At 33.2% G+C, this 23,250-nt stretch carries 19 protein-coding genes and 6 pseudogenes; 9 read left to right on the forward strand and 16 right to left on the reverse strand.

Going from position 1 to position 23,250, the window contains the following annotated elements:
- Positions 1 to 32 precede the first annotated feature (32 nt).
- Positions 33 to 1,395 (reverse strand): annotated as a pseudogene (locus ACQ9BO_RS04550) (saccharopine dehydrogenase family protein).
- A 192-nt stretch (positions 1,396 to 1,587) separates the two neighbouring features.
- Between ACQ9BO_RS04550 and ACQ9BO_RS04555 the strand changes: the two are divergent.
- Both ACQ9BO_RS04555 and pckA read left to right on the forward strand, forming a co-directional pair.
- Entirely contained in the window at positions 1,588 to 1,974 is a 387-nt protein-coding gene (locus tag ACQ9BO_RS04555; protein WP_431243806.1) for a DUF423 domain-containing protein, read from the forward strand.
- A 300-nt stretch (positions 1,975 to 2,274) separates the two neighbouring features.
- The gene (pckA, locus tag ACQ9BO_RS04560; RefSeq protein WP_431243807.1) at positions 2,275 to 3,879 is read left to right on the forward strand and encodes a phosphoenolpyruvate carboxykinase (ATP); all 1,605 of its coding nucleotides are present in this window, start codon (positions 2,275 to 2,277) and stop codon (positions 3,877 to 3,879) included.
- A gap of 127 nt (positions 3,880 to 4,006) precedes the next feature.
- Here the strand turns inward: pckA and ACQ9BO_RS04565 are convergent.
- Both ACQ9BO_RS04565 and ACQ9BO_RS04570 read right to left on the reverse strand, forming a co-directional pair.
- Positions 4,007 to 5,063: pseudogene (locus ACQ9BO_RS04565) on the reverse strand (phytase).
- A 72-nt stretch (positions 5,064 to 5,135) separates the two neighbouring features.
- Positions 5,136 to 7,947 (reverse strand): annotated as a pseudogene (locus ACQ9BO_RS04570) (TonB-dependent receptor).
- A 235-nt stretch (positions 7,948 to 8,182) separates the two neighbouring features.
- On the opposite strand from ACQ9BO_RS04570, the gene ACQ9BO_RS04575 reads away from it, so the two are divergent.
- Positions 8,183 to 9,283, forward strand: coding sequence for a DUF4407 domain-containing protein (locus tag ACQ9BO_RS04575; RefSeq protein WP_431243808.1), 1,101 nt, complete (start codon positions 8,183 to 8,185; stop codon positions 9,281 to 9,283).
- A gap of 133 nt (positions 9,284 to 9,416) precedes the next feature.
- On the opposite strand, the pseudogene ACQ9BO_RS04580 reads toward ACQ9BO_RS04575, so the two are convergent.
- The 9 genes and pseudogenes from ACQ9BO_RS04580 to ACQ9BO_RS04620 form a co-directional block, all read right to left on the reverse strand.
- A pseudogene (locus ACQ9BO_RS04580) lies at positions 9,417 to 10,132 on the reverse strand (PH domain-containing protein).
- Between the two features lie 71 nt (positions 10,133 to 10,203).
- Complete coding sequence (locus ACQ9BO_RS04585; protein WP_431243809.1) at positions 10,204 to 10,575, reverse strand: MmcQ/YjbR family DNA-binding protein; 372 nt, start codon at positions 10,573 to 10,575, stop codon at positions 10,204 to 10,206.
- Positions 10,576 to 10,581: 6 nt separating this feature from the next.
- Entirely contained in the window at positions 10,582 to 10,932 is a 351-nt protein-coding gene (locus ACQ9BO_RS04590; protein ID WP_431243810.1) for a DUF4260 domain-containing protein, read from the reverse strand.
- Complete coding sequence (locus tag ACQ9BO_RS04595; RefSeq protein WP_431243811.1) at positions 10,929 to 11,330, reverse strand: GNAT family N-acetyltransferase; 402 nt, start codon at positions 11,328 to 11,330, stop codon at positions 10,929 to 10,931. The genes ACQ9BO_RS04590 and ACQ9BO_RS04595 overlap by 4 nt, the downstream gene beginning before the upstream one ends.
- Positions 11,331 to 11,388: 58 nt before the next feature.
- A pseudogene (locus ACQ9BO_RS04600) lies at positions 11,389 to 12,173 on the reverse strand (cyclase family protein).
- A 54-nt stretch (positions 12,174 to 12,227) separates the two neighbouring features.
- Positions 12,228 to 12,605, reverse strand: a complete 378-nt coding sequence (locus ACQ9BO_RS04605) for a GxxExxY protein (RefSeq protein ID WP_431245069.1) — start codon at positions 12,603 to 12,605, stop codon at positions 12,228 to 12,230.
- A gap of 108 nt (positions 12,606 to 12,713) precedes the next feature.
- Positions 12,714 to 13,859, reverse strand: coding sequence for a radical SAM family heme chaperone HemW (gene hemW / locus ACQ9BO_RS04610; protein WP_431243812.1), 1,146 nt, complete (start codon positions 13,857 to 13,859; stop codon positions 12,714 to 12,716).
- A 64-nt stretch (positions 13,860 to 13,923) separates the two neighbouring features.
- Positions 13,924 to 14,477: pseudogene (gene ruvC / locus ACQ9BO_RS04615) on the reverse strand (crossover junction endodeoxyribonuclease RuvC).
- A gap of 5 nt (positions 14,478 to 14,482) precedes the next feature.
- Positions 14,483 to 16,261 carry a WG repeat-containing protein gene (locus tag ACQ9BO_RS04620; RefSeq protein WP_431243813.1) on the reverse strand — a complete coding sequence of 593 codons (1,779 nt, stop codon included), beginning with the start codon at positions 16,259 to 16,261 and terminating at the stop codon, positions 14,483 to 14,485.
- Between the two features lie 120 nt (positions 16,262 to 16,381).
- Between ACQ9BO_RS04620 and ACQ9BO_RS04625 the strand changes: the two genes are divergently transcribed.
- From ACQ9BO_RS04625 to ACQ9BO_RS04635, 3 genes are read left to right on the forward strand one after another with little or no spacing between them, the layout of a single operon-like run.
- The gene (locus tag ACQ9BO_RS04625) at positions 16,382 to 17,326 is read left to right on the forward strand and encodes a hypothetical protein (RefSeq protein ID WP_431243814.1); all 945 of its coding nucleotides are present in this window, start codon (positions 16,382 to 16,384) and stop codon (positions 17,324 to 17,326) included.
- Complete coding sequence (locus tag ACQ9BO_RS04630) at positions 17,323 to 17,670, forward strand: glycosyltransferase (protein WP_431243815.1); 348 nt, start codon at positions 17,323 to 17,325, stop codon at positions 17,668 to 17,670. Before ACQ9BO_RS04625 ends, ACQ9BO_RS04630 begins: the two co-directional genes overlap by 4 nt.
- Entirely contained in the window at positions 17,658 to 18,032 is a 375-nt protein-coding gene (locus ACQ9BO_RS04635) for a glycosyltransferase (protein ID WP_431243816.1), read from the forward strand. Before ACQ9BO_RS04630 ends, ACQ9BO_RS04635 begins: the two co-directional genes overlap by 13 nt.
- Positions 18,033 to 18,520: 488 nt before the next feature.
- Here the strand turns inward: ACQ9BO_RS04635 and ACQ9BO_RS04640 are convergent, their stop codons facing one another.
- Positions 18,521 to 19,000, reverse strand: a complete 480-nt coding sequence (locus ACQ9BO_RS04640; protein ID WP_431243817.1) for a hypothetical protein — start codon at positions 18,998 to 19,000, stop codon at positions 18,521 to 18,523.
- Positions 19,001 to 19,049: 49 nt separating this feature from the next.
- Entirely contained in the window at positions 19,050 to 19,421 is a 372-nt protein-coding gene (locus tag ACQ9BO_RS04645) for a hypothetical protein (RefSeq protein ID WP_431243818.1), read from the reverse strand.
- Between the two features lie 58 nt (positions 19,422 to 19,479).
- On the opposite strand from ACQ9BO_RS04645, the gene ACQ9BO_RS04650 reads away from it, so the two are divergent.
- From ACQ9BO_RS04650 to ACQ9BO_RS04660, 3 genes are all read left to right on the forward strand, one after another.
- Positions 19,480 to 19,980, forward strand: a complete 501-nt coding sequence (locus ACQ9BO_RS04650; RefSeq protein ID WP_431243819.1) for a DUF456 domain-containing protein — start codon at positions 19,480 to 19,482, stop codon at positions 19,978 to 19,980.
- A gap of 282 nt (positions 19,981 to 20,262) precedes the next feature.
- Positions 20,263 to 20,592, forward strand: a complete 330-nt coding sequence (locus ACQ9BO_RS04655) for a hypothetical protein (protein ID WP_431243820.1) — start codon at positions 20,263 to 20,265, stop codon at positions 20,590 to 20,592.
- Complete coding sequence (locus tag ACQ9BO_RS04660; RefSeq protein ID WP_431243821.1) at positions 20,589 to 20,864, forward strand: hypothetical protein; 276 nt, start codon at positions 20,589 to 20,591, stop codon at positions 20,862 to 20,864. The genes ACQ9BO_RS04655 and ACQ9BO_RS04660 overlap by 4 nt, the downstream gene beginning before the upstream one ends.
- Positions 20,865 to 20,926: 62 nt before the next feature.
- On the opposite strand, the gene ACQ9BO_RS04665 is transcribed toward ACQ9BO_RS04660, so the two are convergent.
- Positions 20,927 to 21,835, reverse strand: coding sequence for a pseudouridine synthase (locus ACQ9BO_RS04665; protein ID WP_431243822.1), 909 nt, complete (start codon positions 21,833 to 21,835; stop codon positions 20,927 to 20,929).
- Positions 21,836 to 22,220: 385 nt separating this feature from the next.
- On the reverse strand, positions 22,221 to 23,177 hold the full coding sequence (locus ACQ9BO_RS04670; protein WP_431243823.1) for a geranylgeranylglycerol-phosphate geranylgeranyltransferase: 957 nt from the start codon (positions 23,175 to 23,177) through the stop codon (positions 22,221 to 22,223).
- Positions 23,178 to 23,250 lie beyond the last annotated feature (73 nt).

Consider the following 23,250-nt stretch of genomic DNA (forward strand, 5'->3'; position numbering starts at 1 on the left):
ATTCTAAAAAATAAAAATTAAAAAAAAATGGACTAAAACAAGTCCGGATTATATCCAAAATAGGGCACGATTTGTTCATTGAAAATGACGCCATATTCTTCTAGTTCTTTTAAAATGGGTTCATAAACTTCTTTTTTGATCGGAAGCTGAACGCCTGGAGTTGTAATTTTTCCGTTCAAAATCAACAATGTTGCCATCGCTACCGGCAGACCAACGGTTTTTGCCATCGCGGTGTAAGTTTGGTCATCGCCAATGCAAACCATTTTTGAATCAATTTGTTTTTTTCTCCGTTGCATTCGAAGCCAAATTTATGATACATGACAATCATGTCTTTATCATCTGGTTCCAAAGCCCAACTATCGGTCAATATTTTTTCTAAAATTTGAGCTGGAGTTGCATTTGGCAGATTTACTTTTTTGTTTGGGTTAAATAAATCCAGTTCCAAAAGTTTGTCCCACATAATATCGTCTTGATCAATTTTTAAGATGAATCTCGTTTTGATTTCAACAGAATCCGTTGGATGATAAGGCAAAAACGAATTCATAAACTGACGATAACTCATGTTTTCAGAATCTTCAATAATATAACTGTCATCCGTCATTCCGAGTTGCACAAACATATTCCATGCTTTCGAAAAACCAACTCTGCGTATAGTTCCTCGGTATAAAGTTAAAATATCATCAAGTCCGTAAACTGATCTGTATTTTAGTGAATCTCGGTTCGAATAGGCTTCAAATTTTCCGTAACCTTCCACTTCTAGGAATTCGGTTCTGCGAAACAAAGCGCTATACGGAATGTATTTATAAGTTCCTTCTTGAATAAATTTCGCCGCACCGCCTTGCCCGGCTAAAACCACATTTCTTGGCGCCCAAGTAAATTTGTAATTCCATAAATTATTGTCAGATTCAGGCGCTACAAGTCCGCCGCAGAAAGATTCAAACAAAAGCATTTTACCGCCTTTTGATCTAATTTCATCAATCACTTTCATGGCGCTCATGTGATCAATTCCAGGATCAAGACCAATTTCATTCATGAAAATCAAATTGTTTTCTTTCGCTTCATTGTCAAGCGCTTGCATAGCATCACTTATATAGGATGCTGTGACAAGATGTTTTTTGAAATGAAGACAGTCTTTGGCGATTTCGATATGCAAATGTGCTGGAAGCATCGAAATTACGATTGAAGCTTTTTCAATTGCCGATTTTCGTTCTTCAGCGTTAAAAATATCTAAAGCAATTGGAGTTGCATTTGGGTGCTTTTGTGTCTTTTTTCGGCCAAAGCCAAAGAGAGATCTGCAACAACCAAATGAAGGTTCTCGCTGTCAGATTTTGAAAGTAAATAACGAATCAATGACGACGCTGAGCGGCCCGCTCCGAAAATTAATATGCTTCTCATATTTTATATTTATAACACAAATATATTAAAATGTTATAATTATAACAATATGAAATAAGAAAAAATGCAATTTATTTTTGAAATAAGTTAAAATCCATTTTTTTCAGTTTCCGTGCTGTTTTTTGGCAAAAAGCAAACACTTTTTTCTAATTGTATTGAGTATTTTTGTGGGGTAATTAGAAAAACAGAAACATGAAAAGAAGAATAGTTTTGACGGGAGCTTTTATCGGAATGTTAGCTATTGTTTTAGGCGCTTTTGGAGCTCATTTGCTAAAAAAATATTTATCTGTAGATGAACTAAATACTTTTGAAGTTGGAGTTCGTTATCAAATGTATCATGCTTTCTTTTTGTTTTTCATTTCGACTCGAAAAGACATTTCCGAAAAAACCTTAAAAACCATTTATAATTTGGTTGTGGCAGGCGTAGTTCTTTTTAGCGGTTCGATTTATTTATTGGCTACAAAAAACTTCACTTTATTCGATTTTAAATTTATAGGATTCGCAACACCTTTAGGCGGAATGCTATTAATTATTGCTTGGTTGACATTATTTGTTACTATTTTGAGGCAAAAATCATAAAATCCCGAATAAAAAATTCTATCTAAAAATTAATATTTAATTTTGTCTCATAAATAACATATAATCGTATTTGTGTGAATTTATTTTGTTTTTCACTTTAAAAAGAGAAAAATATAACAAATTGACGTAAAAGGTTATAAGATAACAAATTAGAAGCTCTTATTTTTTTATTTTATTGAATTTAAAGTTCAAATTTTGCTTTTTTGATATAAATTAAAGTGAAATTGAAATATTTTTAAAGGATTTACAATAAATCTGTAATTTTGCATTCTATCAAACATCACACACAACTTAAAATTTATGGACACTAACACACTTTTCTCGCAATCGATTTCGTTAAAAGAATTAGGAATTGAAAATGCTAAAGTTCGCTATCAATTATCCCCAGATGAATTGCATGCCATTACTTTACAATCAGGCCAGGGTGTCGAAAGCTCAACAGGAGCATTGGCTATTAATACAGGTGAATTTACAGGACGTTCTCCACAAGATCGTTTTATTGTAAAAGATGCGATTACAGAAGATAAAGTATGGTGGGGAAATGTAAATATTCCTTTTGCACCAGAAGCTTTTGAAAAACTATATAATAAGGTAACAAAGTTTTTATCAGATAAAGAAGTTTTCGTTCGCGATTCTTATGTTTGTTCTGATAACAATTATAGACTAAATGTTCGTGTTGTAACCGAGACGGCTTGGTCAAATTTATTTTGCTACAATATGTTTCTTCGTCCTGAAGATTCAGAATTAGCAAATTTTACTCCAGAATGGACAGTAGTTTGCGCTCCAAGTTTCATGGCAGATCCTGCTGTTGACGGAACGCGTCAGTCTAACTTCGCAATTTTGGATTTTACTAAAAAAATCGCATTAATTGGTGGAACTGGTTATACAGGAGAAATGAAAAAGGGAATTTTCTCTGCTTTAAACTTCATTTTGCCAGTTTTCAAAAATACACTTCCAATGCACTGTAGTGCAAACGTTGGTAAAAACGGAGATACTGCAATTTTCTTCGGATTATCTGGAACAGGAAAAACTACTTTATCTGCAGATCCAGAACGTAAATTAATTGGTGATGACGAGCACGGATGGACAAGCGAGAATTCAGTTTTCAACTTTGAAGGTGGTTGCTATGCGAAAGTAATCAACTTATCTGAAGAGAATGAACCAGACATTTACAGAGCAATCAAAAAAGGTGCGCTTTTAGAAAATGTGGTTTTCAAAACAGGAACAAATGAAGTTGATTATGATGATGTTTCAATCACTCAAAATACGCGTGTTAGTTACCCAATAACACATATTGACAATATTCAGCCAGGTTCAATTGGCCACAATCCTAAAAATATCTTTTTCTTGACGGCAGATTCTTTTGGAATTTTGCCTCCAATCTCAAGATTGACTCCAGGTCAAGCGGCGTATCACTTTATTTCTGGATATACTGCAAAAGTTGCTGGAACAGAAGCTGGAGTAACTGAACCACAGCCAAATTTCTCTGCTTGTTTTGGAGCGCCATTTATGCCTTTGCATCCAACAAAATATGCTGAAATGTTAAGCAAAAAAATGAAAGATGCAGGAGTAAAAGTTTGGTTGATCAATACAGGTTGGACTGGAGGTCCTTACGGAACTGGAAGCCGTATGAAACTAAAATATACTCGTGCTATGATTACCGCCGCATTAAACGGAGAATTGGATAATGCAGAGTACAAAGACCACGCAGTATTTGGAATTGCAAAACCACAATCTTGTCCAAACGTTCCTGAGGAAATTTTAAATCCAAGAAATACTTGGGCGGATAAAGATTTATACGATAAAAAAGCGTTAGAATTAGCTCAGAAATTCAAAGCTAATTTTGCCAAATTTGAAGAATTTGCGAATGCTGAAATTTTAGCAGGAGCACCGATTACAGAATAAAGGGGCAATTACTAATTCAAAATTAAAAAAGCTGTTCATTACGAACAGCTTTTTTTATTGGCTCTCAGCCGCAGAAAAAAATAAATAAACACTGAAAACTGCGACTGAAAAACCTCAAAAAAATAAATTATTTTTTAGCTTCATCAATACGTTTCTGGATTAAATCCCAAGCGTAGTAATGAAAAGTCATCCCGTTGCTCATTGCTACGAAAAGTCCGTTTTTATATTTTCCGCCTAAATTTACATTTGTAACATCGGCACCATCACATTCAATTGTTGAAGTTGGAACTTCTGCTAATAAAGAATAGCTATTTGGATCTCCTTTTGAGCCTTCTCTCGGATAAACCATAAAAGAATTTGCTTGCTGATTTGAAACTAAAATATATCCGGTCGAATCTGTTTTCTTGTAGATTGCAATTCCTTCATGATCTGCTTTGAAATCTTTTTGACCAAAAAGAGTCAATTCTTTATTGTCGTTTAAAGCTGGATCTGCTTTGTATTTTCTGATTCCGAATTGCTCATCACAATAATAAACAGCACCTAGTTCGTTGTCTACAGCAATTGCCTCGATTTCTTTTTTGCCGCTGTAAGCTCCGAATTTACGAACCACTTTTGCTACAGCATTTTTCCCTGAAGCAGAAAGTTCATATTGCCATAAATAACTTCCTGAAGGCCCAGTTTTTCTTCCAACAACAGCAAAATCTTTCCATCGCTTGGACGCGTATAAAGTGCAATCCCCATCGGATCACGTTCTGTTTCTCCTTCAAAAACAGGAATTCCTCCGTTGTCAATTGGTTCTAAATCCGGCAAACTGAAAATTCTGATTTTGTTGCTTTCACGTTCTGTGGTAACGGCAACGTCCACTTTTTTCCGTCAATTAATAATCCGTAAGCGATATCAACATTGTTTGGACGTTTTAACGGAATTGATTTTTTAAGAATTTTTCCATTCAAATCAAAAGCATATAAACCACCATCTGAGTCTTTATCAGTTCCAACAATAATGCTTTTTGAAGGATCTGTTGGGTGAATCCATATTGATGGATCATCTGTATCGTGAGGCAAAGCTTGCGTAACAGTTGTTGGTTTAACTGCATTTGGCTGAATTGGCGCTAATTTGTCGTCTTTACAAGCTGTAAACGAAACCGCTAAAAGCAAAAGAGCAACTAAAAATTTATTTTTCATTGATATGATATTTTAATGCAATTAGACAGAGCGTTAAACTCTGTCTAATTTAAGAATTTTAAAAAACAGATTTTACAAGTCTAGTTTCAATCCGAAATTGTAACGTGCCTGGTAATATTCAGCTTGTTTTGTGTGTGCTTCAACACCTTGATAGTAACGTAATGGCTGGTTGGTCAAGTTATTGGCTTCTGCAAAAACACGAAGTTTTGGCGTGATTTTATAAGAAGCATTTGCATCTAAGAAAAATTGCTTGTCATAAAAACTGTCTTTATAAGATTCTGATCCTAATTCATCTAAATAATCAGATGTGAAGTTGGTTGAAACCCTCGCAGAAAAACGTTTGTTTTCCCAAGACAAAGATCCGTTGAACATGTGTGGCGCTGTACCTGGAAGACTGATATCGTTTCTTTCATTACCATCTTCATCAGAAATTCCTTTTGCTTTAGATTTTGTATAAGTATAGTTCAAATAAATACCGAAACCTTTTAAGAAAGCACCTGGCAAGAAATCCAACTTACGCTGAAACGCCACTTCAAATCCGTAAACATCAACTGTATCTCCATTTCTTGATTGTAAGAATGACCAGTTTTCTCCTGTTGGAATTGGATTTGTCTGGTTTGGGAAATCAGCGACAAATTTTTCAGTTGTATATTGATTATCGCTGTAGTTGTAAATGAAATCATGTAATTTTTTGTAGAAAACACCTCCAGAAATCAAACCAACAGATTTGAAATAATTCTCGGCCATGAAATCATAATTGTATGCATATGTTGCGTCAAGATCTGGATTTCCAGCTGTGATTTCCTTGTCAGCGGCAATATTGTTTACGTATGGTGCTAATGCGTAATAATTAGGACGCGCCAAGGCAGTTGTAGCAGCGACTCTTAAAACTAAATCTTTAGTAGCGTTGTATTGAAATGAAATACTTGGCAATAAATTAGTATAAGTGTTTTTTGTATTGATTTGGCTTTCTAATTCTTCCTCATCTAAAACTCTATTCCCTGTATAATCAATGTGCGTATTCTCAACACGGAAACCTAAAACCATAGAAAGTTTATCATTAAAATCCTGATCCCATCTTACATAAGTCGCGTAGATGCTTTCTTTCGCATTGTAGTTTACAGCTAAATATTCTGCTGGATCAGCCTCCTTGTCAAATAAAGTAGGATTGTTTAAATCTAAACCTCCTAAAAATGCTTGCTGAAGCAAAAGTTCCCGGTACGTATTTGCTTCCTGGATTGAAGTTTTTTCCGTCGTAATAACTTGTTGGAACTTCAGATAATAATTCCATTCCATCGTTGATTGGTTCGTAAGAATAGAACGAATTGTTTCTTTCTTTTTCTTTCAAACGAAGTCTAAGACCTGTTCTCAATCTTCCTTTTTCTTCTGCAATTACAGAGAAAGGAAAACGAATATTTACTTTTGCTCCAAATTCGCTCTCACTAGTTTCATCTGTATTTTCAGTAACCGAATCAAATTTGAATTCATCTACAGATTCACCAACAGTTGTCATTAAAGGAAATCTTGGGTCAGATAAATCTTCCATCATTTCCAAACCTTTTTGACGATATTCGATATAACGTTCTTGCGGACGATATTCTCTTGCTTTTGCATAATTAGCAGACCAATCCAAATCTAAGGTTGAATTTATTAAGTGTTCTCCGCGAAGCGAATAATTTTGAACTCTTTGATCTTCTAGTCTTCTGTTTTTGTTTCTGCTGTTGTCAACTCCACCTTTTGTTTGGCGTTTTACACGGCCTTCAAAACCAGTGATTTCTTCGCCGTTGTAAATTGGCTCAATATCATCATAAGTAGTTCTGAAACGGTTTTCTCTATCATCTCTCCAGTTATAGATTGCGTTGGCAAAAATGGTATTGTTTTCATCAAATTTATAATCTAAAGCAACAGAACCGCTTCGGCGAATACGCTGAACATCGTATTTTCTGATTTCTGAAGCTTGTAGATATTCATTTCCGAAATCATCTTTTACCCATTCGTTTTCGATGTTATCAGATCCGTAATCTACATTATTATAAGAACCGCTGAAAACTGCTCCAAGTTTGTTGTCGAAAAAACGATTTCCGTAAACTAAACCTGCAGTGTAAGAAGCATGCTCACGAATTGGCAAATATCCTCCAGCAAGCGTTGCAGAAATTCTTTCGCCGTTTGGAGTTGCTCTTGTAATCAAGTTCACAGAACCTCCAATTGCATCGGCATCCATATCAGAAGTCAAAGTTTTGTTTACTTCAATAGTCAAAATCATATCAGACGGAATCAAGTCCATTTGTACGTTTCTGTTGTCTCCCTCAGCCGATGGAATTCGGTCGCCATTTAAAGTAACCGAGTTTAAAGATGGAGCTAAACCTCTAATAATAATGTTACGCGCTTCACCCTGATCATTTTGCATGGTGATACCCGGAACACGTTTTAAAGCATCTCCAACATTGGCATCAGGAAAACGGCCCATTTGATCTGAAGAGATTACGTTTCCAATGTTTTTATTGTTTTTTTGCTGATTCAGCGCTTTGGCTTGACCTTTTAAAATGTCTCCAACTACAACTTCGTTCAATTCAGTTCCTGAAGTTTTGAGTGCAAAGTCGATTACGTTGTTTTTTCCTTGTTCAACTGTAATTTCTTTTGTTATCGAAGTGTATCCAATATATTTTACTTCAAGTTTATATGTTCCAGCATTTATGTTTAATAATTCAAAACGGCCGTTGTAGTCAGAAACCGTGTATTTGTTTTCGCCTACGATTTGAATCATCGCTCCAGGCAAAGGAAGTTTGTCGTCAATATCTAATACTTTTCCGGAAATTATTGCTTTTTGGGCATAACCAGAAAAGGCCAATAGCATAAATGTTACTAATAAATAAATTTTTCTCATTGTGTTTTAGTTTGATTTCCTGCGAAACTAGAACCTTAATGTTATTAAAGAAGTTGAAAAAAATTAACATAGTGTTATGATTGCCTCAATAAAAAACGAACTTATTAATGTTAAAGTAACACTTGTTTGTTTGAAATAATTTAAAGCGCAAATGAAAACAAATCAACTATTTATCTCATAATTAAAAATTTGGCGCTAAATTTGTTTCATCAATCACAATCAAAAATCATCAATCATGTTAAAACAATTTTTTATCCTATGTTCAGGAGCCGACCGAGATCTCTTGAAAGATTGCTCAGAGGGCGAACAAACCAAATATGTCGGAATTGGCGCCACTGTATTCTTTACAGCAGTTATGGCTTTTTTGGCCAGTGCTTATGCGCTTTTTACCGTTTTCGATTCTATTTATCCTGCTTTAATTTTTGGTTTTGTTTGGAGTTTGCTGATTTTTAATTTAGACCGTTTTATCGTTTCTACTATTAAGAAAAGAGATCGTTTTATGGATGAATTCCTGCAGGCGACTCCGCGTATTGCTTTGGCCATTATTATTGCTATTGTAATTTCAAAGCCTTTGGAAATCAAAATCTTCGAAAAAGAAATCAATACCGTTTTATTGAAAGAGAAAAACGAAATGGAATTGGCCAATAAAAAGCAAATTGGAACCTATTTCAAAACGGATTTAGATAAAAATAAAGCTGAAATCGTCGCTTTAAAAGCTGATATTGTAAAGAAAGAAAAAGAAGTAAACGCGTTATATTCTACTTATATTACAGAAGCTGAAGGAACTGCAGGAACTAAGAAATTAGGAAAAGGACCGGTTTATAAAGAAAAACGTGAAAAACACGATGCCTCTCTGAAAGAATACGAAACTTTAAAAGCGACAAACGGAGCTAAAATTGCAGAAAAAGAAAAAATCGGAAAACAATTGCAAGCCGATTTAGATAAAAAAGTTTCGCAAACACAACCAATTATTGAAGGTTTCGACGGATTAATGGCGCGTATCAATGCTTTGAATAAATTGCCGTGGTTGCCGTCATTTTTCATTATGCTATTGTTTCTGGCAATCGAAACTTCTCCAATTATTGCCAAATTATTAGCACCAAAAGGCGAATTCGATTTCAAACAAGAAGAAGCTGAAACTGCAATGAAAGCAACTTTGGCACAAAACAAATACCAGCGCGATTTATTAGTGAAAACCAGCGCCGAAATGCACGATAGAGTTTATGCTGACATTGCAGAAGACAAAGGCTTATTTGATTTACAGCGAAAGAATGCTAAAGAGTTACTGGAGTTACAGTCACATAAATTTGTAGAAAAGCAGAAGGCGACTTTATAAGTACAAAGTGCAAAGTTTCTAAGTACAAAGTTTAAATATAAAGCCCGAAATAGAATCTCTATTTCGGGCTTTTGTTATTTTAGACAAAGTCAATAATCTTTGTACTTTGTACTCAGAACTTTGTACTTTTAAATTACATATAACTTAAAATCTCTTTTTTATAAGCATCATATTCTCCTTGCATGATCAAACCATTATCAAGAAGTTTTTTGTAATTCTGTAATTTGTCGAAAAGCTCTTCTTTAGACAAATCACTTAATTTGCGCTCTCCGGTTGATTGTGAAGGTTGTGTTGGAAGCGGTTCGTAAGTTTCTGTAACAACAGGCGCGACAGGTAAAATTTCTGCAAAACTTGTTACTTCTTCTGTTTCAACTTCTTCAACTTCATCTTCGTCTTCAAAAACAGGTTCTTCAACTTGTACTGTTTCTTGAACTGGAGTTGCAGTTTGAACAGGATTTTTCAATAAATCCAATTGTTCTTTAGCGTAAGTATAAATTTTTCTGGCTTGGATTTTCGGAATATAATCGATAGAAATAGCTAAATCTGTTTTTGTGCCAAATGAAAATTCAGAACCTAAAATATTTTCTTTTACAAACGTACTTGCAATATCATCCCAAGTATAATCTGTGAAGTCCATAGAAAGACCTAAATTTTTAGGCTTGCAGATAATAATACGTTTATTTGTTAATACAATACTGTCAGGAAAAACAGTAATAGCAGGTTTTTTTGTACTGCGATGTATCCAACTTCTTCGCCTTTCATCAATAAATCGTTGAGTTTCGAAGTGATTTTTTCAATCGCTTTTGGATCTTGTTCTTCGTTCAGAAATTTTTTAAATTGTTCTTTCATGGTGTTATAAGTTGCTAAGTTACAAAGTAACTAAGTTGCTAAGATTTTTTCTAACGTTGCAAATGTAATGCCTAATTTTCTAATTCAGTTATTTCATTTTGAATTTTCTTTGTCAAACTTTTGAAAACCAATTCATACGAATGATCAATAAGTTCTTTCACAAATTTATCCGGTAAGTTTCCATTTAAAGCGACAGTATTCCAATGCACTTTGCTCATATGAAATCCAGGTTTTATTTCGTCATGCTCGGCTCTGAGTTCTTCAGCGCGGTCTGGATCGCATTTTAAATTGACAGATGGCTCATTTTTTTCCCATTGCGAAAGCGAAGACAAAGCAAACATTTTTCCGCCTACTTTAAAAACCAGCGTATCTTCATCGAAAGGAAAATGTTCGCTGACGCCTTTTTTCGAAAGACAATATTCGTAATACGTTTCTAAATTCATGATTGTTTATTTACCAATTTCACCTAAATGTGTGTATTTAAAACCTTTCTCGTATTTAAGGCCATAACCAAAAATACGATCCATTGCCGAATGTGAAAATAAAATAATTCCTGCTAATTGCAATAACTCATTGTTGAAATAAAAACCTAAAACATAAAAAAGAATTGCAATTCCTTTATGATGAAAGATGTTGTAAAGAAAAGCTCCAACTTTGTTTCCAAATGCATAACCAATCATTGATAAATCTGGAGCTAAAATTAAAGCCAAAAACCACCACCATTCATAATGTAATTGATGGAATAAAAAGATGCCGAAAATAAATAAAGCCGTTTCTTCGAGTTTTAAGACTGTTTTCATTTGACTATTTTTTCCATCATTTTTTCAGGATGATTCAGTTTGGTAAATCCGAATTTTTCATATAAAAAGTGGGCGTCGCTTGTAGCCAATCGCCAAATTTTGACTTCTTTTAATTGCGGTTCCTTCATCATAGCGTCTATTAACATCGACGAATATCCTTTTCCGCGATGTTCTTCTGTAATAAAAACGTCCATTAAATAAGCAAAAACCACATAATCGGTAATCACACGGGCAAAGCCAATTTGTTTGTCATCCAAATAAATTCCAAAACAAACCGAAGCATCTATGGTTATTTGCACTTCTTCAATAGTTCGTCCCGTCGCCCAATAAATGTCTTTTAAAAAGTTCTGTATAAACGGAACGTCGAGTTTTGTTTTATCTGTTGAAACGGTTATCATTTTATTTTAGATTTAAGAGTTCAGATTTTAGATTTTTTGCAGTAGAGTAATCTGAAATCTACATTCTACAATCTAAAATCTTAAATAATAAAGGCTTGCTCGGACTTGCATCATTTTCAAACGAAGTGATTTGAAGGTTTAGTATATAATTTCCATCCTCAATTTCGTCTGGAACATAAATCATTTCAGTGATTGTTGCATTTAATCTCGCATCAGAATTTAGATTATGCGTGTCCGTAACATTCCAAAAGGCTTTATGAGCCAATAATTTTCCTTCGTCATGTTCTTTATCAACACTTGGCAAATCGATCAGTAAATGCTGAATTTCGCTTTCGCGGATGAAAATCGCGACTTCTTGAGACAAGTACGGTGGATTGGTATTTGAATATTTTCTTGATTTTTTTCCTTCAGATTTGGAAGTGTTCTAATGATAATTGCTTCTAAGGGTGTCACATTGAGCGAAGTCGAAATGCTCAACGCTTTTTGAACTTGTTCTTTCGAAATCACAAAATCTTCTCCAATTTTTTCAGGTTCAACCGTAATCAATTTAGCAAAAAAGAAAAATTGCTTCAACGATTGATTTATGCTATAAAAATCATTCGTAATATGCCCGAGACATTCCGTGTGCGTTCCATGCCCATGCGGATTGAAGAAAATATTGTTGAAATTCGTAGATGATTTTCCTTCCGAAACTTTCCCAATCCAATCGCCAAAAACCACGGGTTCAATTACAGGTTTTTCGATGTACCAGGCAATCGGATTTTCATCTGTATTGGTTAATGGAATAGAGATATCAATGGGTTTTGATAGGTCGATTTCGAAGTTGTTGATTTTTGCTATCATGTTGATTTAACCGCAAGGTTCGCTAAGGTTTACGCAAAGGTCGCAAGGATTTTATTAAAGATTGTTTGCTACTCTTTTAATCCCATGCTTTAATAATGCGACATTAAAATTTATTAATAATCCTAGTTTACAATTTGTTAATTTTAAATAAGTCAGTAATTGAGCAAAATGAACTTCATTTAAACAATCGACTGCTTTTATTTCCAAAATTAGTTTATTTTCTACTAAAATATCTAATCGATAACCAACATCTAATTTCACTTCTTCATAAATCAGAGGCAAAGCTTTTTGTTTTTCAACAGATAAACCAAGCTTTCTTAATTCATAAAATAGACATTCTTCATAAGCACTTTCTAAAAGTCCAGAACCTAAAGTTTGATGAACTTTTAAAGCTAAATTAAATACAATTCGGGATAAATCATTCTCTGACATAAAATCAATATTAAAACTCAAATATAATATTTGAAAATCTTAAAATGTAATTTTATTCCTGCAAAATAAAAATAGCGTTCTTTGCGTAATTCTTAGCGAACTTTGCGGTTAAACTTCAGAATCTAAATAAAATAAATCTGAAGCAATTCCATCAGTCAGAAATTTTCCTTTTGGAGTTGGTTTTAAGATATTGTTTTCAATAGAAAGCAAATCGTCGTTTAAGAATTTTTGAGATTGTTCCAATAAATAATTCAGATATTCCGAACCAAATTCGGTTTCAATTCGGTTTAAAGAAACGCCCCAAATCGTTCGTAATCCTGTCATGATATATTCATTATAACGATCTGAAATGGTTAGGGTTTCGGTTTCAATTGGAAGTTCATCATTCTGAATTGCTTTTAAATAAAGCGAATTATTCGCAATATTCCAGCCTCTTTTTTCGCCATCATAACTATGTGCCGAAGGACCAATTCCGATATATTTTTTCCCCAGCCAATACGCCGAATTGTTTTTGGAGAAATAATTTTCTTTTCCAAAATTCGATAATTCGTAATGTATAAAACCGTTTGTTTGAAGCATTTCGACCAAAATCATAAAATGGTTGGAAGCCACTTCATCTTGAGGTTCAGCAATTTTTCCTGTTTGAATTAATTTACTCAAAGCTGTTTTTGGTTCCACTGTCAAAGCATAACTTGAAATATGGGGAATACCAAAATCTAAAGCAGTTTGAATGTTATTTTTCCACATTTCGTCGCTCATTCCTGGAATTCCGTAAATTAAATCAAGCGAAATATTATCAAAATATTTAGTCGCTTCTTCCAGACATTTTTTGGCTTCCGCCGAATTATGAGCACGATTCATCATCTTCAAATCCTCTTCATAAAAAGACTGAATTCCGATGCTTAATCGATTTATCGGACTTTTGGATAATTCTAAAATTCTTTCCGCAGACAAATCATCTGGATTGGCTTCAAGCGTAATTTCTGGATTTCCGACAACTTTATAATTTTTATAAACCTCAGAAATGAGAAAGTTAATTTCTTCAGTACTAAGAACTGAAGGTGTTCCACCTCCAAAATAAATCGTTTCAATGATATTGTCATCCTGAGCGGAGTCGAAGGGTTTACGCATAGCAATTTCTTTGGCTAATGCCAAAACCATTTCATCTTTCTTCTTCATCGAAGTTGAAAAATGAAAATCGCAATAGTGACAAGCCTGTTTGCAAAAAGGAATATGGATGTAGATACCGCTCATATTTAGTTTTCAGTCTCAGTTTTCGGTCTCAGTCTCAGCTGTAAACTGTGACTGCGACTGAAGACTATTTTTTCACTCTATCTTCATTCTGTTTCACAAAAGCATCCCAACCCGAATAACTTTTCCCAGCCACGACTTTCCCCGAATTAAAATGATGACAAACCGTCATCGCCAAACCATCTGTCGAATCCAGATTTTTTGGTAATTCTTTTAAGCCTAAAAGCTGTTGAAGCATTTTAGCAACTTGTTCTTTGCTGGCATTTCCGTTTCCGGTAATGGCCATTTTTATTTTTTAGGTTCGTATTCCGTAATCGGAATGCCTCTTGAAAGTCCCGCGACCATCGCAACGCCTTGCGCACGACCTAATTTTAGCATAGATTGAACATTTTTGCCAAAGAAAGGCGCTTCAATGGCGATTTCGTCAGGACAATGCGTTTCGATAAGTTCAATCGTTCTTTCAAAAATGATTCGTAGTTTTTGGTAATGATTGTCGTATTTGGAAAGTTGCAATTCGTTCAATTGCAGAAATTCCATTTTTTTATTGGTTACTTTGATCAATCCAAAACCCATGATTGTGGTTCCGGGATCAATACCTAATATGATGCGTTCTTGTGTCACTTTTTTTAATTATAATAGAAAGAGAATCTTTTCTCTATTTTGTCTTTCGAAATATTCGATTTTAGGATTTCATTTTTGTCATTTACAATAGAATATTTACCATTATTCAAAACATAAAATTCAGTTTCTTTTTTCTTTGAAAAGAGACTTGGCTCCAAATAAATTTTTTCGTACGCAAAAGGAATTACCTGTTTGTTTTGAATCGTAACAACACCATATTTGCCATTTTTAGATAGAATAATTATTTTATCGCTATCATAAAAAAGGCTGTCATAGATTACTGGAATAACTATTTTTCCTTCTTTTGTAATCAAACCTTGTTTGTGGTTTTTGGTTACAAAATGATAATTTTCACCTGGTCCATATTCAACCCAATTTGACATTTCGCTATATTCAAAAGGGATAATTATTCTTCCGGCTCTGTCTATAACGCCATATTTATCATTTTGTTTGGCAATAAACCTATTTTTGTTGTCATAAAAACAAGGAGACAAATCCTGAAAATCAAAATTAAAAATGGTTTTTAAATCTTTGTCTATTATTCCATATTTACTGTCTTTGTTTTTTATAACATAATAATCCAATTCTCTTCTGTCACCATAAATCATTTCATTATCAATTGGATATGTTGTTTTGTTGTTGGAATCAATCAATCCAAATTTGCCTTTATAATTTACAATTGCATTGTAATTACTATTAAAATCTTGAAATTCATCATAAATAACAGGAGTTATTAATTGACCTTTTGTATTAATTGCGCCATATTTTCCATTTAAATCCTGAATATGATAAATTCCTTCAATTTTGCGCTTTATACGACAATAATCAAATGAAAAGTCTTTTATTTTATCGTAAATCTTCTTTCCATTTTTATCAAACAAAACCAGATAATTACTCTGTTTTGCTTCAAAAATTTCAGATTCATGATAAGATTCCTCAGGATGTCGTATTGTATCATATGCTGGTTTTACTACTTCTTTTCCAAATTCATTTATAATTCCATATTTGTGATTTTTAGAAACAATAGCAATTCTATTTTTATTGAATATTTCTCCGGTGGTGTATTTTCCAAAAGGAACTACTTCTTTTAACTTTTTGTCCAAATAACCAATCTGATTGTTCTTTCGAACTAGAATTAAGCCATTTTTCCAAAACGTACCTTCATCATTCCCTTTAATAGTAATATCTGTTAAGGCAATTTCATCATAAATAAAATCAGATTTTTGCTTTCCAAACGAATCAAAAAATGCCCATTTTCCATTTTTATCTAAAGAGACTAAACTATCAGCAGTACCCTCATTTGCGTTTTGATAAATAATTGGAATGATCTCTTTTCCGCTTTTATTTATAAAACCGTAAAGATTGTTTTTCTTTACAAGAGCCAATCCTGTTTTTTGGAAATATGTTTCTTCTTCATATTGAATCGGAATTACAATTTTTCCTTTTCTATTAATGAAACCAAATTTATTTTTCTTTTTTACACAAGCTAATTCTTCAGAAAAAAGAGTTAAGTCATCATATTCAAATGGAATGATTATATTTTCATGGATATCAATATAACCATATTTGTTTCCTTTTTCTGCGAAAATCATTCCTTTCTCATCTATTGGATTTAAGAATTTATATTTTCCGATCGGAATAATAACTTTTCCATTTTCATCATTATATCCCCAGGAATTTTCCCCCATAATCCTAACATAAGACTTAGAAGAAGTATTCTCAGTTTTATTGCAAGCGATTAGCAACATTAATAAGAAATATAATATGATGCGTTCTTGTGTCATTCTTTGTTGGTTACGCAAAGTTTCGCCAAGTTGCCACAGAGATTCACAAAGTTTTTATTTTCTCCGTGTATCTTTGTGATTTCTTCGTGAATCTTTGTGAAATAGCTTTACTTTTGCGGCATGATTTCAATTCCTCACAAAGCTAAGCAATTCCTAGTTCTTCTAGCCAAACTTTTAATTGTTGGCGGCGCATTTTATTTTATTTATAATCAGCTGGCTAATAACGACAAACTAGACTGGCAGAAGTTTATTGTTTTGTTCAAGAAAAACCAGTCGGTTTTAGGGATTTCGTTTATTCTTTTGTTGAGTGTTTTGAATCGTTATTTCGAGATTTTGAAATGGCAGAATTTGGCGCAGGTTATTCATAAAATATCGGTTTACGAATCTACAAAACAAGTTTTGGTCGCTTTAACAGCTGGAATTTTTACGCCAAATGGAGTAGGAGAGTATGCGGGAAAAGCGCTTTATTACCCAAAAACGGAGGCTAAAAGAGTAGTTTTTTTGAACTTAATCTGCAACGGAATCCAGATGATTCTGACCATAATTTTCGGGATTTTTGGACTGCTGTATTTTAATGCTCAATTTAATGTGATTACGACCAAAACAGTTTTAATTCTTTTTGGCGGATTTGTATTGCTTTTGATCATTTTATTTTCAATTAAAAAGATAAAAGTCAAAGGTTATTCAATTGAAAAACTGATTCATAAAATCAATGAAATTCCGAAATCGGTTCATCAGAAAAATATCTTTTTAGGAATCTGTCGTTATTTGGTTTTTTCGCATCAGTATTATTTTTTGTTTTTAGGTTTTGACGTCGATTTGCCTTACTTGACTTTAATGGTCGCAATTACATCGGTTTATTTTTTGGCTTCATCTTTGCCTACTTTTCAATTTTTGGATTTTGCTGTAAAAGGAAGTGTTGCGATATATTTCTTCGGAATTTTGGGTGTAAACGAATGGATTGTAATTTTTATCAGCACTTTAATGTGGTTTTTGAATGTCGTTTTGCCAGTTGTTTTAGGAAGTTATTTTGTATTGAATTTTAAAACCAAAACTGTAGAATGATATTTGAATTGTTCGGCATATTATTCCTTTATATCATCAGCATTGTTTTGCTGATTTTTGGATTTTTCCGAATTAAAAAAATCAAAAAAACGGATTTAAAACCCAAAACAAGTTTTACAATTATAGTTCCGTTTCGGAATGAAAAAGAAAATCTGCCCATACTTTTAGAAAGTTTTTCAAATTTAAATTATCCAAAAGAGTTACTCAAAGTAATTCTGGTAGATGATAATTCAGACGAGAAATTTCACATTTCACATTTCGCATTTCACATCTCACAAATAGACAATATCCGGATCTCAAATTCTCCAAAAAAGATGCAATTACAACCGCAATGCAAAATGTAAAAACCGATTGGGTTATTACAACAGATGCCGATTGTATTGTTCCTGAAAACTGGCTTTTAACTTTTGATAATTACATTCAGGAAAATAATGTTTCAATGCTCGCGGGCGCTGTAACGTATCAATGTGGAAATTCTTTTTTAGATCATTTTCAGCAATTAGATCTCACAAGTTTGCAAGGGGCGACCATTGGGAGTTTTGGTTTGAACAAAGGCTTTATGTGCAATGGAGCCAATTTTGCTTACACGAAATCACTTTTTGAAAAACTGAATGGCTTTGATGGAAACAACAAAATCGCCAGCGACGATGATGTTTTTTATTACAAAAAGCAATTGAAAAATTCCCAAATGAAGTTCAATATCTAAAAGCTGACGAGGCAATTGTCGTTACAAAACCAACCGAAAACTGGAAATCATTATTTTATCAAAGAGTGCGCTGGGCGACCAAAACAAGTTTGTATAAAAGCACTTTCGGTAAGTTTCTGGGGTTGATTGTTTTCTTAGGAAATTTGAGTTTTGTAATTGGGTTTTTCTTTCTCCTTTTCGGAATTTGGGCCTATCCGATTTTTGTGATTTTTGCCTTTTCTAAGTTTGCAATTGATTTTGTTTTGCTTTCGATAACGAATCAATTTTTGACAAAAACCAGAATTAAAAGTCTTTTGCTGAGCAGTTTGCTATATCCGTTTTTTAGTTCAGCTGTTGCGTTGTACAGTTTGTTTGGTTCTTATGAATGGAAAGGCAGGCGCTTTGTAAAATAAATTAAACCATATAAGTCATATAAGAAATTAAGTTGCAAGTCGCTGTTGCTTTACAGCAAGTTTAAATGAACTTATATCACTTACATGGTGAAAAAACTATTCTTTTGCTTTTAAAATTACAGGCAAAATAAATTGTGTTTTTACTGGAATTCCGCGCTTGATTGCGGGACTTACTTTTGGAAAGTCAACCAAACGGGCTTGAAGAACACTGTCTACTTTAATGGTGTCATAAGCAACAGAATCTTTAGGAAACTGTGGTTCAAACTTCATTTTTGCATTCGGAAAAACAGTCACTTTTACCGAAATCGTGTCGAGCTCTGGATATAAAATAGAAAGACTGTCTATTTCTAATTTTTGTTGCGCAAGTCGCGTCATCAAATCAAAAAAACATTTTTGACGCTGTTTCTCATCAGAAATTGCCTCGCATTCTGGAAGACTTGGATATTCATCAACTTCCTTCCAATTGATGGCTTTTAGTTCTTTTTGAAGTAATTCTTTTTCAGACGGAACCTTCTTCTCAAAATATTGACAAGAGTTCAAAAGTAGGAAAGCTGAAAAAATGAAAAACTGCTTCAAGATTTTGAGGTTGAGTTGAATAAAGTGCTTTTGTGGTATAAAAATACGATTATTTTTTTTGCGAACCTTTGTATTCTAAATAATCTTCATAGCTTTCTGAGAGCCATTGCTGTTTGTTTTGTGCCGCAAGTTCCTTTTGGTCAGGATATAAAGATGCTAGCCGGTCTGAAAATGTTGCAATCTGAACGGTATAAGTGTAAAATTCTGTTTTAGTAAAAAGAATATTTGGATCTTGTTTGCGGTTAAAAAATTCAAGAAAAAGCGTGTCAAATTCTTTTAGAGAAAAATTTAATACTTTTTTCTTATTACTTTTATAAATGCTGTCCTGCAATAAAAGATCGTCTAAAGGAAGTTTTTGAGTTTGAGCGTATAAATTCGAATTGATCGAAAGCATCAAAAAGAGACACGCAAATATTTTCAAAAATTTTGGCATAGCTTATTTTTTCTAAGGATTTGCAAATACAATTTACAAAAAAAATATGGATTTAGTATTGTTGTTGCTCGGTTTTATCTGTATGATTATCGGTGTTTTTGGCAGTTTCTTGCCTGTTTTGCCTGGCTTGTCAAGTTGCTGGGTCGGATTATTGCTTTTATATCTCACAAAGGCTGTCGAAAACAATTATTGGGTTTTGGGAATTACTTTATTGATTACAATTTTCATTACGATTCTTGATTATATAATTCCTGCAAAGGGAACTAAAAAATTTGGCGGAAGTTCTTATGGCGTTTGGGGAACAAATATTGGATTGGTAATTGGTATTTTAGCTCCAATACCTTTTGGAGTTATTATTGGGCCATTTGTCGGAGCATTTATTGGCGAGCTTATTTATGATTCAAAAAATCATCAAAGAGCATTAAAAGCGGCAACAGGATCACTGCTTGGGTTTCTCGCGTCAAGTTTTATCAACTTCATGTTTTGTGTTATTTTTCTTGGAATTTTTCTGCGTGTGACATGGGAATATCGAAACATATTATTTTAATTGTGTAAAAGTACTTAGGATTTTTCTTATTTTTTATGCGTTTTTGAAAAATATTTAAAAATTTATAAAAAAAAATCATTTTCTTGTTGATAACGAAAGTATTATGTTTACTGATCCCGACAGCAATTTATGTTAATAACCTGTTAATCGGGTATGTATATTCTTAACTTATTTTTTGGAAATGTTAAAATATTTTATATTTTTATCCTGATAAACGATAAAAAGCCTCACTTTATCGATTATTTTGAACAAGTATAAATAATTATTTTATAAGTTATGAGTATGACCCCAAACCTACAAATTGAACTTAGACGTTTTATTTCTTCTAATGTTGTTTCCAAGCTAAACAAGTTTTATTTCGAGAATGATGCACTTTTAATCAAAGGAATCGATGTTTCTATAGGCACAATTTTAATGGGTCTATACAACAAAGCCGAAGAATTAGGCTTTTACAAAGAAGTGATTAAATTAATCGAAGATGATTCAACCTTTTACCAGGAAGTCGATTTTGCTTCAGGCCGAATTTTATCAGTCGATGATTGTTACCGAATTGAAGGAAACCCAATTTTAAAAGAAATCTTCACCCAAAAAAAGGCAGGATTTCTGAAATGATTTCAAACGAAGTCGGAATCAAAAGTGAAACTGCCCGCGAAATACTTAACTTCTCAGCACTTCTGGTAGTTTCATATCTTAAAAATAATATCCAATTGTTAGATAGCTTAAAGCTTTTATTGGAAGAGCAAAAAAGAGAAATCCTGAACAGCATTCAACCCGGAATCAAAATCATATTAGGATTTTCAAATTACGAAACTGTTGAAGACAAGAACCAGAACATCGGAAGATCAATCTTCACACTTTTCGGACATAACTTTTTCAGTTTCTAAATAAAAAAATCCCGTCTTACAAAAGCAAAACAGGATTTGATATTTAATCTAATTTGAAAAACTTAAGAGTTTTTCAAATTGATAATTTCTTGGTCTGTCAGAAAACGCCAGTTTCCTCTAGGCAGATTCTTTTTGGTTAAACCAGCAAACGAAACGCGGTCAATGCGCAAAACATTGTAGTCAAAACTTTCAAAAATAGAACGAACAACCTTAACGTTTGATGTACGTAATTTAAGGCCAACTTCGCTTTTTGCCTCTTTTTCGATATAACTGATTTCCTCAACAGAAACACGGTGTCCTTCAAGAACTAAACCTTTGCTGATTTTTTCCAAATCCTCAAACTTCAAGTTTTTGTCTAAAGAAACCTGATAAATTTTTGATGATTTTTGATTCGGTAATGAAAATTTACGAATCATATCAGTATCATTCGTAAACAACAGCAATCCCGTTGTATTCTTGTCCATTCGTCCTACAGGAGCAATTTTTGAATTTGTAGAACCACGAACAAGTTCCAATACATTGCGATATTCCTGACCTTCATCAAGCGCAGTAGTAAAGTTTTTCGGTTTGTTCAGCAAAATATATTCTTTCTTTTCTGGAGTCAAAACAACGCCATCAAAGTTTACAACATCATTTAGTTTTACCAAATATCCCATTTCAGTTACCGGAACGCCATTAACTTTAACGTTTCCAGATTGAATATAAATATCAGCATCACGGCGAGAACACACTCCAGAATTAGAGATGTATTTGTTCAAACGAATTTCATCTGAAGCTTTTTGTCTCTTAGCTGGTGTGTTTTGTTTTCTGAATTTTTCAGCGGCGGCTTCCTGAGCGACTTTAACTTCAGGTTTCACTTTTTTCGGCCCTTGAGCACGTTTTGCCATAGGAGGTTTTGGCTTGCTAGAGTTTGGTCTTGAACTATTTGGTCTCGATCCGCCTCTTCTATTATTGCCTTCCTTGTTGTTCATAAAGTCATTAATTTGTGCAAAGATAGTTTTTTCCTGCCAATAAATCTTAAGTTCAATGTTCTTAGATTAATAGCCTTTTATTTTAAAATGTTCAGAAGCAATACATTTGGCATTTTTTTAAACATGGTTTCCCGCTTTCCGTTCCCAATTTTTTATTTTTTTAAAGAAAAAAATAAAAAGATTTCCACTTCAAACATGTTCACTGAACTCCAATGAAAATAAATTTTAAGTGAAGTAATCGGGGCTAAAATCAAACAATTGGCTTCTTTTGAACAATTTGGCTGTTTTACAAAGATTCGCAAAGTGTACACAAAGTTGCACAAAAAGATTAAAATGTCTTTGTAAATCTCTGTGAAATCTCCGTGAATCTCTGCGGAATAAAATTTTAATAATTAGAAATCAGTTCACGCCCGTGCCATAAAACACTCGGATTAATCAAAACAATGCAGAAAACGCCAGAAACAATCAAGAATTTCAAAACGTTATGAAGCATTAAAAACTGTTCTTTAGAATTCGATTTCCATAAGAAAATCAAGAAAAATAGCAATACGCCAAAACAAACATAAAAGTAAATGTCCATGTACCCAACATCATAAACATTGACTAAAATATAAACCGGAATAATCGTCAAAAAAGTCAAAACAGTAATAATTTGTTTTGAAACTTTTTCACTGTAAAGTATCGGAATCGTTCTGTAATCATTTGCCAAATCGCCTTTCAGATTTTCCAAATCCTTTATCATTTCGCGAATCAAAAGCAATAAAAACAAGAAAACCGCATGCGCCGAAATTACCATAAAATGACTCATATGATCTTCAATTTCTTCAAATGAAATCTTATTGTAGAAATAAAGCAAAATGGCAAAAAACGGAATTACAGCCATAAAAGCGACCATTAAATTGCCAATAATTGGATATTTTTTGATTTTGTGAGAGTAAAACCAAATCAAGAAAATATAAGCCGAAAAGAATAAAAATGCACGCCAAGAAACAATCGAAGCCATTAAAACCGCTAAAAAATTCAAGCTGAAATAAACCGATAATTTAGTTTTCTGACTTACCAAACGATCCAGCATCGATTTGTTTGGCCTATTGATTAAATCTTTTTGGCTGTCATAAAAATTGTTGATGATATAACCTGAAGCGATCGTAATTGCTGAAGCAAAAACAATCAGGAATAAATAAAAATCCAAGATAATGTCAAGCGCTCTTTTCTCTGGAGCCAAAATAAATATTGCAGAAAGATATTGTGCAATAACAATAATCGGGATATTATAACCGCGTACTACAGAAAACAAACTGACAATTTTCATTACTACAAGTTTGTGCTGTCTGCTTAACATAAATTATAAAGTGTGATGGATTAGATTTAGGGAAGTTAGAATATATTTTTTTATTCTATATTTTAAAGCTTGT

This window comes from Flavobacterium sp. P21 (genome assembly GCF_050632225.1).
In the GTDB taxonomy this organism is placed as follows: Bacteria; Bacteroidota; Bacteroidia; order Flavobacteriales; family Flavobacteriaceae; genus Flavobacterium.